The 14,582-nt window shown below is 67.6% G+C and carries 15 protein-coding genes; 11 read left to right on the top strand and 4 right to left on the bottom strand.

All coding sequences use genetic code 11. The features are described from left to right. Positions 1 to 66: 66 nt before the first annotated feature. Positions 67 to 1,629 (bottom strand): serine hydrolase, encoded by a 1,563-nt coding sequence (locus ABGA94_RS19245; protein ID WP_329846422.1) that lies wholly within the window; start codon positions 1,627 to 1,629, stop codon positions 67 to 69. Between the two features lie 110 nt (positions 1,630 to 1,739). Here ABGA94_RS19245 and ABGA94_RS19240 point away from each other — a divergent pair, with 110 nt between their 5' ends. After that, positions 1,740 to 2,183: a VOC family protein gene (locus ABGA94_RS19240; protein ID WP_111127917.1), complete on the top strand. Its 444-nt coding sequence runs from the start codon at positions 1,740 to 1,742 to the stop codon at positions 2,181 to 2,183. After that, entirely contained in the window at positions 2,180 to 3,052 is an 873-nt protein-coding gene (locus ABGA94_RS19235; protein ID WP_375367935.1) for a DUF72 domain-containing protein, read from the top strand. Before ABGA94_RS19240 ends, ABGA94_RS19235 begins: the two co-directional genes overlap by 4 nt. Here ABGA94_RS19235 and ABGA94_RS19230 read toward each other — a convergent pair. Next, positions 2,973 to 3,587 (bottom strand): Pr6Pr family membrane protein, encoded by a 615-nt coding sequence (locus ABGA94_RS19230; RefSeq protein ID WP_164093555.1) that lies wholly within the window; start codon positions 3,585 to 3,587, stop codon positions 2,973 to 2,975. The two genes, ABGA94_RS19235 and ABGA94_RS19230, sit on opposite strands and share 80 nt — an antisense overlap. Before the next feature lie 79 nt (positions 3,588 to 3,666). Between ABGA94_RS19230 and ABGA94_RS19225 the strand changes: the two genes are divergently transcribed. Continuing rightward, entirely contained in the window at positions 3,667 to 4,614 is a 948-nt protein-coding gene (locus ABGA94_RS19225; RefSeq protein WP_061479504.1) for a DMT family transporter, read from the top strand. 30 nt (positions 4,615 to 4,644) lie between these two features. Here ABGA94_RS19225 and ABGA94_RS19220 read toward each other — a convergent pair whose 3' ends face one another. Beyond that, complete coding sequence (locus ABGA94_RS19220) at positions 4,645 to 5,805, bottom strand: AAA family ATPase (protein WP_139726921.1); 1,161 nt, start codon at positions 5,803 to 5,805, stop codon at positions 4,645 to 4,647. 117 nt (positions 5,806 to 5,922) lie between these two features. Next, a complete protein-coding gene (locus ABGA94_RS19215; RefSeq protein WP_065186382.1) occupies positions 5,923 to 6,993 on the bottom strand; it encodes a sensor domain-containing diguanylate cyclase in 1,071 nt (356 codons plus the stop codon). Positions 6,994 to 7,043: 50 nt separating this feature from the next. Here ABGA94_RS19215 and mdcA point away from each other — a divergent pair, with 50 nt between their 5' ends. From mdcA to ABGA94_RS19175, 8 genes are all read left to right on the top strand, one after another. Then, on the top strand, positions 7,044 to 8,687 hold the full coding sequence (gene mdcA, locus ABGA94_RS19210; RefSeq protein ID WP_197598460.1) for a malonate decarboxylase subunit alpha: 1,644 nt from the start codon (positions 7,044 to 7,046) through the stop codon (positions 8,685 to 8,687). Between the two features lie 10 nt (positions 8,688 to 8,697). After that, positions 8,698 to 9,018 carry a malonate decarboxylase acyl carrier protein gene (mdcC, locus tag ABGA94_RS19205; RefSeq protein WP_065178127.1) on the top strand — a complete coding sequence of 107 codons (321 nt, stop codon included), beginning with the start codon at positions 8,698 to 8,700 and terminating at the stop codon, positions 9,016 to 9,018. Next, a complete protein-coding gene (locus ABGA94_RS19200; RefSeq protein WP_197598459.1) occupies positions 9,015 to 9,923 on the top strand; it encodes a biotin-independent malonate decarboxylase subunit beta in 909 nt (302 codons plus the stop codon). The genes mdcC and ABGA94_RS19200 overlap by 4 nt, the downstream gene beginning before the upstream one ends. A gap of 2 nt (positions 9,924 to 9,925) precedes the next feature. Next, entirely contained in the window at positions 9,926 to 10,630 is a 705-nt protein-coding gene (gene mdcE, locus ABGA94_RS19195) for a biotin-independent malonate decarboxylase subunit gamma (RefSeq protein ID WP_111127902.1), read from the top strand. Further along, on the top strand, positions 10,623 to 11,264 hold the full coding sequence (mdcG, locus tag ABGA94_RS19190) for a malonate decarboxylase holo-[acyl-carrier-protein] synthase (RefSeq protein WP_111127873.1): 642 nt from the start codon (positions 10,623 to 10,625) through the stop codon (positions 11,262 to 11,264). Before mdcE ends, mdcG begins: the two co-directional genes overlap by 8 nt. Continuing rightward, positions 11,261 to 12,118 carry a triphosphoribosyl-dephospho-CoA synthase MdcB gene (gene mdcB / locus ABGA94_RS19185; protein ID WP_111127872.1) on the top strand — a complete coding sequence of 286 codons (858 nt, stop codon included), beginning with the start codon at positions 11,261 to 11,263 and terminating at the stop codon, positions 12,116 to 12,118. The genes mdcG and mdcB overlap by 4 nt, the downstream gene beginning before the upstream one ends. Next, positions 12,115 to 13,035: a malonate decarboxylase subunit epsilon gene (gene mdcH, locus ABGA94_RS19180; RefSeq protein ID WP_111127870.1), complete on the top strand. Its 921-nt coding sequence runs from the start codon at positions 12,115 to 12,117 to the stop codon at positions 13,033 to 13,035. Before mdcB ends, mdcH begins: the two co-directional genes overlap by 4 nt. Positions 13,036 to 13,140: 105 nt before the next feature. Then, positions 13,141 to 14,508 carry an SLC13 family permease gene (locus ABGA94_RS19175; RefSeq protein ID WP_375367934.1) on the top strand — a complete coding sequence of 456 codons (1,368 nt, stop codon included), beginning with the start codon at positions 13,141 to 13,143 and terminating at the stop codon, positions 14,506 to 14,508. The last annotated feature ends 74 nt before the right edge of the window (positions 14,509 to 14,582 follow it).

Here is a 14,582-nt window from a genome sequence, read left to right as displayed (position 1 = left end):
GCTGGCCGGCAACCTCGCGACGTTTCCAGGGATCATGAGGTTGCCGGCCAGCGGCCGGCACGACCCTCATTCTTTGACCGGGGTGAACAGCAGGTCCTGGAAATCGAAACTGAAATCGGTCAGGTCGGAAATCGGCTGCATGCGCACCTCGCGCACCTTGCCATCCGGGTCCAGGCTGAAGTTCACGAACGCATCGGCGTTGAGCGAACGGTCGTCCCAGCGCACGATGAAGGTGTCGTGCTGCCAGTGCTCCAGGCGCCCGCTCAGCTGCGCGGTCTTCGCAAAGCGCAGGCGCAGGCCCTTGCCTTCGGCGCTGATCTGCATGTCGCCATACCAGCGGTCATGGAAGCTGCCGGTGTAGCCGGCCAGCGCCAGCGAAGGCCTGCTGCCCTTGTCGCGTGCGCTCTGGTGCTTGGCCCAGGCCTCGTCGGCCTTGTCCTGGCCCTTGGCCACGGCCTTGGCATAGGCGTCCACCCAATCGTGCTTTTCTCCGCCCAGGTAAGCGTCAAGCACGCTCAGGGTGATCGCATTGAACGCCGCGCCCACTTCCTGGTTGGTCAGCACCACCACGCCCAGCTTCTCGCCGGGCACCAGGGTCAACCGCGAGACCATGCCCGGCCAGCCACCGGTGTGCCAGACCAGCTTCTGCCCGCGGTAGTCGCTCAGGCTCCAGCCTTCGCCATAGCCGGCGAAGTTGGCCCGCGCCGGTGCCAGCTCCGGCACGCTCGGCGCCGGGATCGACTGCGGGGTGATCATCCGCCACATCTGCTGCTGGCTCTTTTCACTGAACAGCACCGTGCCATCGGCGAGCTTGCCTCCGGCCAGCTGCACCTGCATCCAGCGCGCCATGTCGTGCGCGCTGGAATAGATGCCACCGGCGCCGGCATTGTTCGACCAGGTCAGCGGTGCAACGGTGCGCAGGTCCTTGAAATCGTACTTGGCGTGGCCGACCGCCGCCTTGTCACCTGGCTTCAGGTGGTCGGCGTTGTAGCGCGTGCCGGCCATCCCCACCTTGTCGAAGATGCGCGTCTGCAGGAACTGCTGGTAGCTCATGCCGGACACGCGCTCGATCACCTGTTGGGCGACCGCGTACAGGATGTTGTCGTAGGCATAGCTCTCGCGGAAGCCGCCCTTCAGCGGCACCCTGCCCAGTCGCTCCACCACTTCGGCGTTGCTGTAGGAGGTGGCCGGCCAGAACAGCAGGTCACCGGCGCCCAGGCTCAGCCCGCTGCGATGCGACAGCAGGTCGCGGATCGTCATCTGCCCGGTCACGAACGGATCGGACATGCGGAACGACGGCAGGTGATCGATCACCTTGTCATCCATCTTCAGCTTGCCGTCCTCGGCCAGCAGGTTCAGCGAGGTGGCGGTGAACGCCTTGGTATTGGAAGCGATGGCAAACAGGGTGTCGGCCTGCACCGGTTCCGGCTTGCCCTGCTCGCGCACACCCCAGCCACGTTCCAGCACCACCTGGCCGTCCTTGACCACGGCCACGGCGATGCCGGGCACGTCAAACTGCGTGCGCACGCGCTCGACGGTCGCATCCAGGTCCTGCAGCTGCTGCGGGGTCGCCGCATTGGCCATGGTCGTGCACGCCAGCAGCACGGCTCCTCCAATCCAGGTTTTCATCGAGCACCATCTCCGAACAGGGGTAGCGGCCATGTGCAGGCCGTCACCGGGGTTTCGCAGGATGGTAACGGTCGTCGATGCACCCTGCCCCGTGCCATAGGAGGGGTGTCATGGGCGGGAATGGCCAACCAAGCAACGGCTCCACCATCATTCCGTGCCTGCGCTACCGCGACGCGCTGGCCGCCATCGACTGGCTGCAGCGGGCCTTCGGCTTCCATGCCCAGGCCGTGTATGCCGATGGCGATACGGTTTTCCATGCCCAGCTCACCTTCGGCAACGGCATGATCATGCTCGGCTCGGCCAACAACCAGAGCGCGTGGAGCGAACACGCGGTCCTGCCCGGAGAAGTCGGCGGCCGCCAGACCCAGAGCGCCTGCGTGATCGTCACCGATGTCGATGCGCACTATGCGCGGGCCAAGGCGGCTGGAGCGCGCATCGTCATCGACATTGCCGACCAGGACTACGGTGGCCGCGGCTACGCCTGTGCCGATCCTGAAGGCTACCTGTGGTGGTTCGGCAGCTACGACCCCTGGCGCGGGGACCACAGCCAGTGACCGCTGCCGGCCGGATGGCGATCCGCTGCGGTATCGGCGGCTGGGTGTTTCCCGAGTGGCGCGGCGGCATGTTCTATCCGGTGGGACTGCCGCAGCGCGAGGAACTGGCCCATGCCAGCCGCGCCCTGCGCTGCATCGAGATCAACGGCACCTTCTACCGCACGCCGACTGCGGCCCAGTGCGTGCAGTGGGCCGCGCAGACGCCGGAAGGCTTCCGTTTTTCGATGAAGGCGCCACGCTACCTGGTGCAGCGCCGCGACCTGGCCAGCACCGTGGAAGCGGCCACGCCGTTCCTGCAGGCGGCACTTGCGCTCGGTGACCGGCTCGGCCCGCTGCTGTGGCAGTTCGATCCGCACCATCCGGCCGACGCCGATGCATTGGAAGCGCTGATGGCGCAGCTGCCGAAGCAGCTCGAGGGCGTGCCGTTGCAGCACGCTCTGGAAGTGCGCAACGCCAAGGCACATGGACCGGCTCTGGTCACCGCCGCGCGCCGCCACGGCGTGGCGCTGGTGATCGAGGACAGCGACGAGGCGCTATTGCATGGCGATGTCAGTGCGGGCTTCGTCTACGCGCGGATCAAGCGCAGCCAGGCCCGCTTGAACGAGGGCCTGCCTGCGTCCGTCCAGCAGCGCTGGGCTGAACGCGCACGACGCTGGTCACGCGGCGAGCCGGTGGACGACCTGCCCTGCCTGACCGGGCCCGCCCCGGAAACCCCGCGCGAGGTCTACCTGCTGTGCATCGGTGCCGGCAAGGCCCGCAACCCGGCCGCAGCTATGGCCCTGCAGCGCCTCATCGACGGCGCCAGCGGTCCAGCCCCCACAGCAGGGTCCAGCCCACCACGAAGACGCCCGCAACGCGCAGCACGTTGAGCAGGAAGGCCGCCAGGCCCAGGCGTTGCAGTTCGAGGAATGGATACGGCGCCTGTCCGGTCATTGCAGCGACCAGCATCGCCCAGCCAAGGTAGACCAGCGGTACCAGCAGCACGCCGCCCAGCGCGCGCCAGCGCAGCGCCCCATGCGGCAGCAGCCACCACCACCCCAGCAGGTACAGCGCCGGCACAGCGTAGTGCAGGCCGGCATCGACCCACCATTGCAGCCCGGTGGGCTGCCACAGCCCCTGCAACGCCAGCATGTAGATGCACGCGGTCACACCGATGCACAACGCGATCACCGCGGCGACAGTCGTGTCCAGCACACCCGCACGGATCAGCCTGACGCATCCCAGGCACACCGCCAGGTTGCTGAGAATCGTGAAGTAACCAACGAAGCGCAGTGTCGCCATGCCGACCCCGGCAGCCGCCCCGGGGCCGCGTAGCAGCAACAGGTATTGCAGCAGCAACGCGGTGGCGGCCGCCAGTGCAGTCAGTGCTGCCCATGCACGCAGGGCGGAGCGGTTGGCAGCCATTGCAGGGTTCCCCTGAGGAGTTTCCGCGAGCATGCCACAGGCGTCGCCGGCGACCGTACGATTGCCTCACAATAGGCCGATGAGCACACCCGACACCCGCAAAGCGCTGTGGCAGATCCATTTCTGTGTCCTGCTGTGGGGCATCACGGCCATCCTCGGCAAGCTGATCACCCTGCCCGCACTGCCGCTGGTGTGGTGGCGCATGCTGCTGGTGACGGCGATGCTGGCCCTGCTGCCGCGGGTCTGGCGCGGGTTGCGCACCCTGCCCCTGCGGCTGGTGGCAGGCTACGCCGGCATCGGCGCGCTGGTCGCCCTTCACTGGCTGACGTTCTACGGCGCGGTGAAGCTGGCCAATGCCTCGGTGGCTGCCACCTGCATCGCACTGGCACCGGTGTTCACCTCGATCATCGAGCCGTGGGTGGCCAAGCGGCCGTTCCAGCTGCGTGAGCTGGCGTTCGGCCTGGCGGTGCTGCCGGGTGTTGCGCTGGTGGTCGGTGGCGTGCCCGATGGCATGCGCCTGGGTGTGTTGATCGGCGCGATCTCGGCGCTGCTGGTGGCGGTGTTCGGTTCGCTCAACAAGCGCATGGTCAGCCATGCCGATCCGCTCACGGTCACCGCGCTGGAGCTGGGTGCCGGCACCCTCACCCTGACCCTGCTGGCGCCGCTGATGCCCTATCTGCTGCCGGCGCTGGCCAGCCCGCTGTGGGTGGTCCCGAATCTGCACGACGGGATCCTGCTGCTGGTGCTGGCCGGGTTCTGCACGCTGCTGCCGTTCGCCCTGGCCCTGGTCGCACTGCGCCACCTGAGCGCCTACACGGTGCAGCTGGTGACCAACCTGGAGCCGGTCTATGCGGTGGTACTGGCGGTGGTGCTGCTGCGCGAGCAGCACGAAGTCACCCCGTGGTTCTACCTGGGCGTGGCGATCATCGTCGGCGCGGTGTTCCTGCATCCGCTGCTGAACCGCCGCAAGCCGGTGCAGCATCCGGAAATCCTTGGCACGGCCGAAGCGCGCAACATCGCCGATTGAGTGCATCCACGCATGGCGTGGATGGCCGCATCAACGCTGCGGCCAATGCCAGGCCGGCGCATCCAGCAGGCCCTGCCCGCTCAACAGCGTGCGGCCCTGGTCCTTGTACAGATGCAGCGAATGGCACCCTGGCGCCTGTTCCAACGCCGCGATCAGCCGGCTGGCGTGCGACACCACCCATACCTGGCTGCGCGCACTGGCTGCGATGATGAGCCGCGCCAGCGCCGGCAGCAGGTCCGGGTGCAGGCTGGTCTCCGGTTCGTTGAGCACCATCAACGGCGGTGGGCGTGGTGTGTGCAGCGCCGCCGCCAGCAGCAGGAAGCGCAGCGTGCCGTCGGAGAGCTCGGCCATCGACAATGGCCGCAGCAACCCAGGTTGGTGGAAGCGCAGCGCCAAGCGTCCATCCAGCGCCTCGAAATCGACCGTGGCGCCCGGGAACGCGTCATCGACGCTGCGTGCCAACGCAACCGGGTCCCCGATCTCGAGGATGGTCACCCAGGCCGCCGCCAGGTCCCGGCCATCGTGATGCAGCACCGGCGTGCGCGTGGCCATCGCCGGTTGCCGCGCCGGGGCGTCGCCATCGCTGCGGAAATGGTCATAGAAGCGCCAGCAACGGATGTACTCACGCAGGGTGATCGTTTCGGGCATGCGCTGCGGATCGCCGACCTGGGTGAACAGGCTGTCGAACAGCGACAACCGGTCATCCACCAGATCCCAACCGCGCGCATGGCGCTGCCGCACCATCCCCCCGCGACGATCGACCAGCAGGTTGGCGCTGCGCAGGAACGGCCCGGCCCAGATCGCCTCGGCCTTGATCTGCGGATCCAGCGCAAACGGCGAACGGCTGGGCGGCGGATAGCCGAGATCGATGGCATAGCCCAATTCTTCGGTAGTGAAACCCAGCTTCAGCCCCACCGACACCTGCCGGAGCCCGCCCTGCAGCGGAATCTCGCCGGCCGCAACCCTGCGATCGATGGATTCGGGACCTGCCCACAGCGCCGAACCAAGCCCACCTTCGCGGGCCAGCACCGCCGCGACTCCGCCCTGTGCGGTCTCCGCCAGCAGGCGCAGCGCGCGGTACAGGCTGGACTTGCCACTGCCGTTGTCGCCGGTCACCACATTCAACCGCTGCAGCGGCAGTACCAGCCCATGCAACGAGCGATAGTGGGCGATGGCCAGGGTCTGCAACATGGTCGGCGTCCGGGAAGACAAAGCGTCATGCTGCCCACTCTTGATCGCAGGCGCTGCGACGCGATGTGAATCGGGAAGAGCATCCACGCATGGCGTGGATCTACCGGGCGGGGCACTTCAGCCCGCTACTTCCACCCGGTTGCGGCCATTGCCCTTGGCCCGGTACAGCGCCTTGTCGGCACGTGCCAGCGTGTCGTCCACGCTTTCACCGGGCTGGTGCTGGGCGATGCCGATACTGATCGTGACCGGGACGCCCAGCGGCAGGTCGGCCACGGCCAGGCGCAGGAACTCGCACTGAAGTTCGGCGGTGCGCAGGTCGGTTGCGGGCATCACTGCCACGAACTCCTCGCCGCCGTAGCGCGCCGCCATGCCACGGCCGGCGAAGTGCGAACGCAGCAGTGCGCCCAGTTCGGCCAGCACGCGGTCGCCGGTGGCGTGGCCCTGGAAGTCGTTGATGTGCTTGAAATGATCGATGTCCAGCAGCGCGACGCAGGCCTCAGCGGGCTGCTCCCCGGTCATCGCCACGGCCTCGTCCAGCGCCGCTGCCATCGCGCGGCGGTTCGGCAGGCCGGTCAGCGCATCAGTGCGGCTCTGCTCGGCCAGGTCGGCGTTCTGCGCCAGCAGCACGTCGTGGTACTCCGACAGCAGGCGCTCATAATCATCGCGTTCCAGCATGTGGTTCTGGATGTCGAGCGCGAAACGGCGCAACTCCATCACCAGCATCACCTGCCGCGACAGTGCGGCCAGCGCCTCGGCCTTGTCGCTGGCCAGGTGTTGCGGCTGTGCGTCGAACACGCACAGCGTACCCAGCGGCAAGCCGTCGGAGCTGATCAGCGGCGCGCCGGCATAGAAGCGGATGTGCGGATCGCCGACCACCACCGGATTGTCGTGGAAGCGCGCATCCTGCAGCGCATCCTCGACCACCATGATCTGCTGCGGCTGCAGGATGGCATGGCCACACATCGATTCGCTGCGCAGGTTTTCCGCCGCATTGATGCCCTGGATCGACTTGAACCATTGCCGTTCGACATCTATCAGGGTCACCGCCGCCATCGAGGTGCCGCAGACCGCCTTGGCGATCACCACCAGGTCGTCGAAGGATTTTTCTCGCTCCGAATCGAGGATGCGGTAGCGATACAGCGCCTCGAGCCGAAGGGCTTCGTTGGCGGGCTTGTCGGGCTTGATCATGCAACGTCACGTTCCGGCAGGTCACCGCGAAGTCTAGCGGAAGCCGGTCAATGAACCCGAGCTGGGATACGTTGGAACGCAGTCGCCAGGCCCGCCTGGAACGTGCCGCGCCGTGGGCCCGGGGAGGCGAGGTCGCCAGCAGCGACGTCGGCGAGTTGCTGCACGCAGTGCTGGAGCCAGGCGACAAGGTCTGCTTGGAGGGCAACAACCAGAAGCAGGCAGATTTCCTCGCCCAGGCGCTGGCCGACCTCGACCCCGCCCGCGTGCATGATCTGCACATGGTGCAGTCGGTCCTCTCACTGCCCTCGCACCTGGACGTATTCGAGCGTGGCATCGCCTCGAAACTGGATTTCTCGTTCTCTGGCCCGCAATCGGTGCGACTGGCCAACCTGGTGGCCGAAGGGCGCATCCAGATCGGTGCCATCCACACCTACCTGGAATTGTTTGGCCGCTACTTCATCGACCTTACGCCGCGCGTAGCGCTGGTCGCCGCGCAGGCCGCCGACCGCCACGGCAACCTCTATACCGGGCCGAATACCGAAGACACTCCGGTGATCGTCGAAGCCACCGCCTTCGGTGGCGGCATCGTCATCGCCCAGGTCAACGAGATCGTCGACAGCCTCCCCCGCGTCGATGTTCCTGCGGACTGGGTCAACTTCGTGGTGCAGGCGCCGAAGCCGAACCATATCGAGCCGCTGTTCACCCGCGACCCTGCGCAGATCTCCGAAATCCAGGTACTGATGGCAATGATGGCCATCAAGGGCATCTACGCCGAGTACGGCGTGAATCGTTTGAATCACGGCATCGGCTTCGATACCGCCGCCATCGAACTGCTGCTCCCCACCTACGCCGAATCGCTCGGGCTGAAGGGAAAGATCTGCCAGCACTGGGCGTTGAACCCACACCCGGCACTGATTCCGGCGATCGAATCGGGCTTCGTCAGATCGGTGCATTCGTTCGGTTCGGAACTGGGCATGGAGAAATACATTGCCGCGCGGGGCGACGTGTTTTTCACCGGCGCCGACGGCTCGATGCGTTCCAACCGCGCGTTCTCGCAGACCGCAGGCCTGTATGCCTGCGACATGTTCATCGGTTCCACCCTGCAGATCGACCTGCAGGGCAACAGTTCCACTGCCACCCGCGACCGCATCGCCGGCTTTGGCGGCGCACCGAACATGGGCTCGGACGCGCGCGGCCGCCGCCATGCCAGCGAGGCCTGGATCAAGGCCGGCCAGCAGGCCGCACGCCCGGGCGAGATGCCACGCGGGCGCAAACTGGTGGTGCAGATGGTGGAAACCTTCCGCGAGCACATGGCCCCGGCATTCGTTGACCGCCTCGACGCCTGGGAACTGGCCGAACGCGCGAACATGCCGCTGCCGCCGGTGATGATCTACGGCGACGACGTCAGCCATGTGCTGACCGAGGAAGGCATCGCCAACCTGCTGCTGTGCCGCACCCCCGAGGAGCGCGAACAGGCGATCCGTGGCGTGGCCGGCTATACCGCCGTGGGCATCGGGCGCGACCGCGCGATGGTGGAGAACCTGCGCGACCGCGGCGTGATCCGCCGTCCCGGTGACCTCGGCATCTCCGTGCGCGATGCCAGCCGTGACCTGCTGGCGGCGCGTTCGGTGAAGGACCTGGTGCGCTGGTCCGGCGGTCTGTACGACCCGCCCAAGCGCTTCCGCAACTGGTAAGGGGCTGAGCATGGAAACCCTCGACTATCGATTCGAAGGCCGCACCGACGTGCCGTTCGCGCGCGATGCGGTGCTGGTGGGCGTGCTGGCGTCAGGCAACCTGGAAATCCTGCTGGAACCGGCGGCGCAGCAGGGCGCGATGACGGTGCGCGTCATCACCGCCGCGCAGGGCTTCGGCAGCATCTGGCAGGCGGTGATCAACGACTTCGCACAGCGTCATCCGCTGCGCGATGTGCGCGTCTCGATCAACGACGCCGGTGCGACCCCGGCCGTGGTCAGCCTGCGCCTGGACCAGGCCGTGGAAACCCTGCTGGCCGGAGGCGCGCCATGAACCACGTACAGCGCCACAGCTATTACGAAGCCGATGCGCGCGAGCGCATCGCCGGGCTGGTCGACGCCGGCTCGTTCCACGAGTTCCTCGGCCCGGCGCGACGGATGATGAGTCCGCACCTGGCCCAGCTCGACCAGCCGGCCGCGTTCGACGATGGCATCGTCGTCGGCGAGGCCAGGCTGCAGGGCAAACACGTGCTGCTGGCCGCACAACAGGGTGAATTCATGGGCGGCGGCGTGGGCGAAGTGCATGGCGCCAAGCTGACCGGGCTGCTGCGCCGTGCGGCGTACACCCGCCCTGACGGCGTGCTGCTGCTGCTCGATACCGGCGGCGTGCGGCTGCACGAAGCCAATGCGGGCCTGATTGCGATCTCCGAGATCATGCGCGCCACCCTGGACGCGCGTGCAGCGGGCGTGCCGGTGATCGCGCTGATCGGCAGCGGCAACGGCGCCTTCGGTGGCATGGGCATCGTTGCCCGCTGCTGCAACACGGTCATCATGTCCGAGGAAGGCCGGCTGTCGCTGTCCGGGCCAGAGGTGATCGAAACCGTACGCGGCGTGGAAGAGTTCGATTCCCGCGACCGCGCACTGGTCTGGCGCGTAACGGGAGGCAAGCACCGCTACCTGATCGACCAGGCACAGGTGCTGGTGCCCGATGCCATCGAGGCGTTCGCGCAAGCGGCATTCAATGCGCTGCGGCCGGATACCAGCAGTACCGATCCGGATACTGCACTGGCCGCGCTGCAGCAACGCCATCTGGCATTGAAGACGCGCGTGCAGGCGTGGAGCGATTGCCGCGATGGCCTGGAGATCTGGGCGCGGCTGGGCATTGCCCACCCCGAACGCCTGCCACTGCTCGACACCGATGAATTCCTCACCGCCACCGGCGACCGGAGCCTGCCATGAGCATGCCGTTGCAGACACTGCTCGATGCCCTGTTTCCGCATGGGCATGCCATTGCGGTGAGCGATTCGGTGCTGACCGGCAGCGCCACCACCGACAACGGCGATGTGACTGTGATCGGCACCGCCAACAAGCTCGAGGTGGGCGTGGACCACGCACTGGCACTGGCCGAAACGGTGCTGGCCAGCACCGCCGCGCATCCGCAGCAACCGATCGTGATGCTGGTCGACACCGCCGGCCAGCGCCTGGCACGCCGCGACGAACTGCTCGGCATCAACGGCTGTTTCGCGCACCTGGCGCAGACGCTGGATCTCGCGCGTCGACGTGGCGCGCGACTGGTCACGCTGGTCTACGGTGAATCCGTCAGTGGTGGCTTCCTCTCGTTCGGGCTGATGGCCGACCACATCCATGCCCTGCCGGATGCGCAGGTGCGGGTGATGGACCTGCGCGCGATGGCCCGGGTGACCAAGCAGCCGCTGGATAAACTGCAGGCGCTGAGCCAGACCTCACCGGTGTTCGCACCGGGCGTGGAGAACTACGTGGCGATGGGTGCGGTGGAATCGTTGTGGGAGGGCGATCTTGCGCAGCACCTTCTGCAGGCCCTGCGCACGCCCGCCCATGGCGACCACCGCGCAGTGCGCGGAGCCGAACGTGGCGGGCGCATGCTTGCCGCACGCGTGGCTGAAGCCGTGAGCCAGGGCGATGCCTGAGCGGCTGCCCCGACATACGCTGGTCTGGCTGTCAGCGCACGCCGGCTGGCAGGCGGACATCGCCGCGCATGAGTCGCGCTTGGCCGACTGGTTTGCACAGGGCCGGCCGGCCATCGTCGCGCGGCGTGCCGCCGACGATGCCGATCCACGCCTGCGTCTCGGCGTGCCGCTGCCGCCCGCCGAGGACAAACTGCGCCTGGCCCTGCGCGTGCCAGCACACGATGTGCTGCGCACCACCCCGCCGCCGGCACTTCAGGCGGTGCTGAAAGGCGACGTTCCACAGGACTGGCGGCGGCCCCTTGAAGTGCTGCAGAACATCGCTGAGGCGCGCGTATTCGGTGCCTTCGCGTGGCAGCACCTTACTGGCCTGCGCTATGTGCACGCGCGCTCGGACGTCGATCTGCTGTGGCCGATCGACACCACCGCGCAGGCCGATGCCCTGGCTGCACGGCTACAGGCATGGGAAGCCGAACACGACCGGCGGGTCGATGGCGAGCTGTGCCTGGGCCGCGACGCCGCCGTGAACTGGCGGGAGTACGCCGGACGCAGCCGCGAGGTACTGGTCAAGCGCCTCGATGGTGCCGCACTGGAACTCCGCGATGCGTTGTTCGCCTCCGCCGGGGTGAGCGCATGAACGCCGTCCTGCAATCGGCAGTCAGGCCGGCAGCTGCCGTGGACAGCGCGCGTCTGGGGCGCCTCGCCGTCGCCAGCCTGCATGCGGAGCTGGCGCTGGCACCCAAGCCCGGACTGGTCACGCCATTCGACAGCGGCAGCCATCACGACATGGACGCCGGCATGTTCCTGCGCAGCCTGTTCGCACTGCGCCACTACTTCACCGCCGTGGCCTGCATCGGTGCAGCCGGGGCGGACTTCGACGCCTTGCGCCGATGTGGCATTGCCGCTGAAATCGCGATGCTGCGCGCAACCGCCGGCGTCAATACCCATCGTGGCGCGGTCTTCAGTCTCGGCCTGCTGGTGGCGGCCGCCGCGGCCTGTCGCTCCCGCCTGGACCATGCCGCCACAGGTGAGCAGGTCTGCCAGGAAGTGCGCCGCTGGTCTGCCGAGCTCGCCAACGCACCTCTGGATGCCAACAGCCCTGGCCAGCGCGCTCGCGCCCGGCATGGCGTGCAGGGGGTGCGCGAACAAGCAGCCGCTGGCTACCCGCTGCTGCGCGAAGTGGCACTGCCTGTCCTGCGCCACGCACTGGCCAGCGGCCTGCCACGCGAGGCCGCGATGTGCCAGGCCCTGATGCAGCTGGTCGCATGCGTGGATGACCTCAACCTGCTGCACCGTGGCGGCGCCGACGGCCTGCGCTGGGCACAGCGACAGGCGCATGGTTTCCTCGACGGCGGTGGTGCGTTCGTGCCCGGCTGGCAGGCACGCCTGCACGGCATCGGTGAGCGCTTCGTCGCGCGCCGCCTGAGTCCCGGTGGCAGTGCCGACCTGTTGGCCTGTGCCTGGTTCCTGCTACATCAGGAGGACGCGTGAGCCTTGCCCTGCTCTGCTCCGGCCAAGGTGCGCAGCATGCGGCGATGTTCGACCGCGTGCGCGATCTTCCGGCCGCACGCCATACCCTTGATGTGGCCAGCACGGTACTCGGCCGCGATGTGTTTTCCGCCGCTGCGGCCGACGATCGTTTCGACAATGCGCAGGCGCAACCGCTGCTGTGCGCGGCCACTCTGGCGCAGTGGCAGGGGGTGCGCGACAACGTGCCAACGCCGACGCTGATCGCCGGCTACAGCATCGGCGAGTTGGCCGCGCATGCCATCGCCGGCAGCTTCGATGCGACCACCTGCCTTGCCCTGGCTGCGCAGCGCGCGCAGTTGATGGACGGCGCCAGCCCCGCCGATGCAGGCCTGCAGGCCGTGCTCGGCCTGGAACGCCATGTACTGCAGCCGCTGTGCGATCTGCACGGTGCGCACATGGCCATCGCCAACGGGCAGGACCATTTCATCGTGGGCGGCACGCACGCCTCGTTGCTGCGGCTAGCCGATGCAGCGCAGGCGCAGGGTGCGGACATCCGTCCGCTGCCGGTGCACGTGCCTGCACACACACCGTTGCTGGCGGCGGCGGTAGCACCGTTTGCTGCCGCACTCCATGCCTCGCCACTGCAGGCCCCACGCCTGCCGCTGCTGGCCGGCATCGATGCGCGACCGGTGCGGGATCGCGCAATGGCGGTCCACACGCTGTCGGCGCAGCTGGCGCAGACCATCGAATGGGCGCAGGTGATGCGCCAGGCCTTCGAGCGCGGCGCGCGGGTGTTCCTGCAGCTGGGCCCGGGCAACGCACTGGCGCGCATGGTCGCGCCGTCCTATCCGTGCTGCGAAGTGCGCGCGGTGGAAGAGTTCCAGAGCCTGGAAGGCGCCGCGGCGTGGGTCCGCAGTGCGCTGGAGCGGCTGCAGTAACGGGTTCGAGCAGTACGTATCACGCATCACGCAGTACGTCGCCTTACCCCGGGGATGGCGGGTCTCCATCCGCGCTGTACGTGAGTCACGTGTCTGGGAGGGCGCATGAGTCCACAAATCGCAACGATCATCGGTCTGGTGATCATGTTCATCGTCGCCACCGCGATGCCGATCAACATGGGCGCGGTCGCCTTTGCGCTGGCCTTCATCATCGGCGGGCTGTGGGTCGACATGGGCGGCAAGGAGGTTTTGGCCGGCTTTCCCGGCGATCTGTTCCTGACCCTGGTCGGCATCACCTACCTGTTCGCCATCGCGCAGAAGAACGGCACCATCGACCTGCTGGTGCACTGGGCAGTGAAAGCGGTGCGCGGCCATATCGTGGCCATTCCGTGGGTGATGTTCGTGATCACCGCGGTGCTCACCGCGTTCGGTGCGCTGGGCCCGGCGGCGGTCGCGATCATCGGCCCGGTCGCGCTGCGCTTTGCCAAGCAGTACAACATCAACCCGCTGATGATGGGCCTGCTGGTCATCCATGGTGCGCAGGCCGGCGGCTTCTCGCCCATCAGCGTGTACGGCAGCATCACCAACGGCGTGGTGCAGAAGGCTGGGCTGGAAGTGACCGAGATGGCAGTGTTCCTGACCAGCCTGGGCTTCAACTTCATGATGGCGACGATCTGCTTCTTCGCCTTCGGTGGCATCGCCCTGCTGCGTCGCGGCTCGATCACCGCGGCAGGAACGATCGGCAATGCCGAACTGGCGATGGCCGGTGGCCCGCAGGCGTCGTCGCGCCAGTTCGCGATCGAAGGCCATGGCGCGCTGGTCGCAGCAGGCGGCGGCACGCTCAGCAATGATCCGGCGGCACTGGATGCGGTGGGCCTGACCCGCGAGCGGTTGTTCACCCTGATCGGCCTGCTCGGCCTGGGCGTGGCCGCGTTGATCTACAACCTCAACGTCGGCCTGGTCTCGATCACCGTGGCGGTGGCGCTGGCGCTGTTGTCGCCACAAAGCCAGAAGGGTGCGGTCGATGGCATCAGCTGGTCCACCGTGCTGCTGATCTGCGGCGTGGTGACCTACATCGGCGTGCTGGAACATGCCGGCGCGGTGGACTTCATCGGCAACGGCGTGTCCGACATCGGCATTCCGCTGCTGGGCGCGCTGCTGGTCTGCTACGTCGGCGGCATCGTCTCCGCATTCGCTTCCTCGGCGGCGGTACTGGGCGCCACGATTCCGCTGGCGGTGCCGTTCCTGCTGCAGGGCCACCTCAGCGCCGCCGGCGTGATCTGCGCGCTGGCGGTGTCGTCCACCATCGTCGATGTCAGCCCGTTCTCGACCAATGGCGCACTGGTGGTGGCCTCGGCCGCGAAGGAAGAACGCGAGACCCTGTTCCGCCGCTTCCTGGTCTACAGCGGGCTGGTGGTCGCGCTGGGGCCGCTGCTGGCCTGGCTGGTGTTCGTGGTGCCCGGCTGGATGTAACCACCCAGCGGTAGTGCCGGCCGCTGGACGGCAATCTCATGAAGCCATCCAGCGATCACGGGTTGCCGGCCAGC

This window comes from Stenotrophomonas sp. 3diitr2024 (genome assembly GCF_042136455.1).
In the GTDB taxonomy this organism is placed as follows: Bacteria; Pseudomonadota; Gammaproteobacteria; order Xanthomonadales; family Xanthomonadaceae; genus Stenotrophomonas; species Stenotrophomonas sepilia.
The sequence above is the reverse complement of the archived record's forward strand: the minus strand, read 5'-3'. Positions and strand labels throughout refer to the sequence as shown.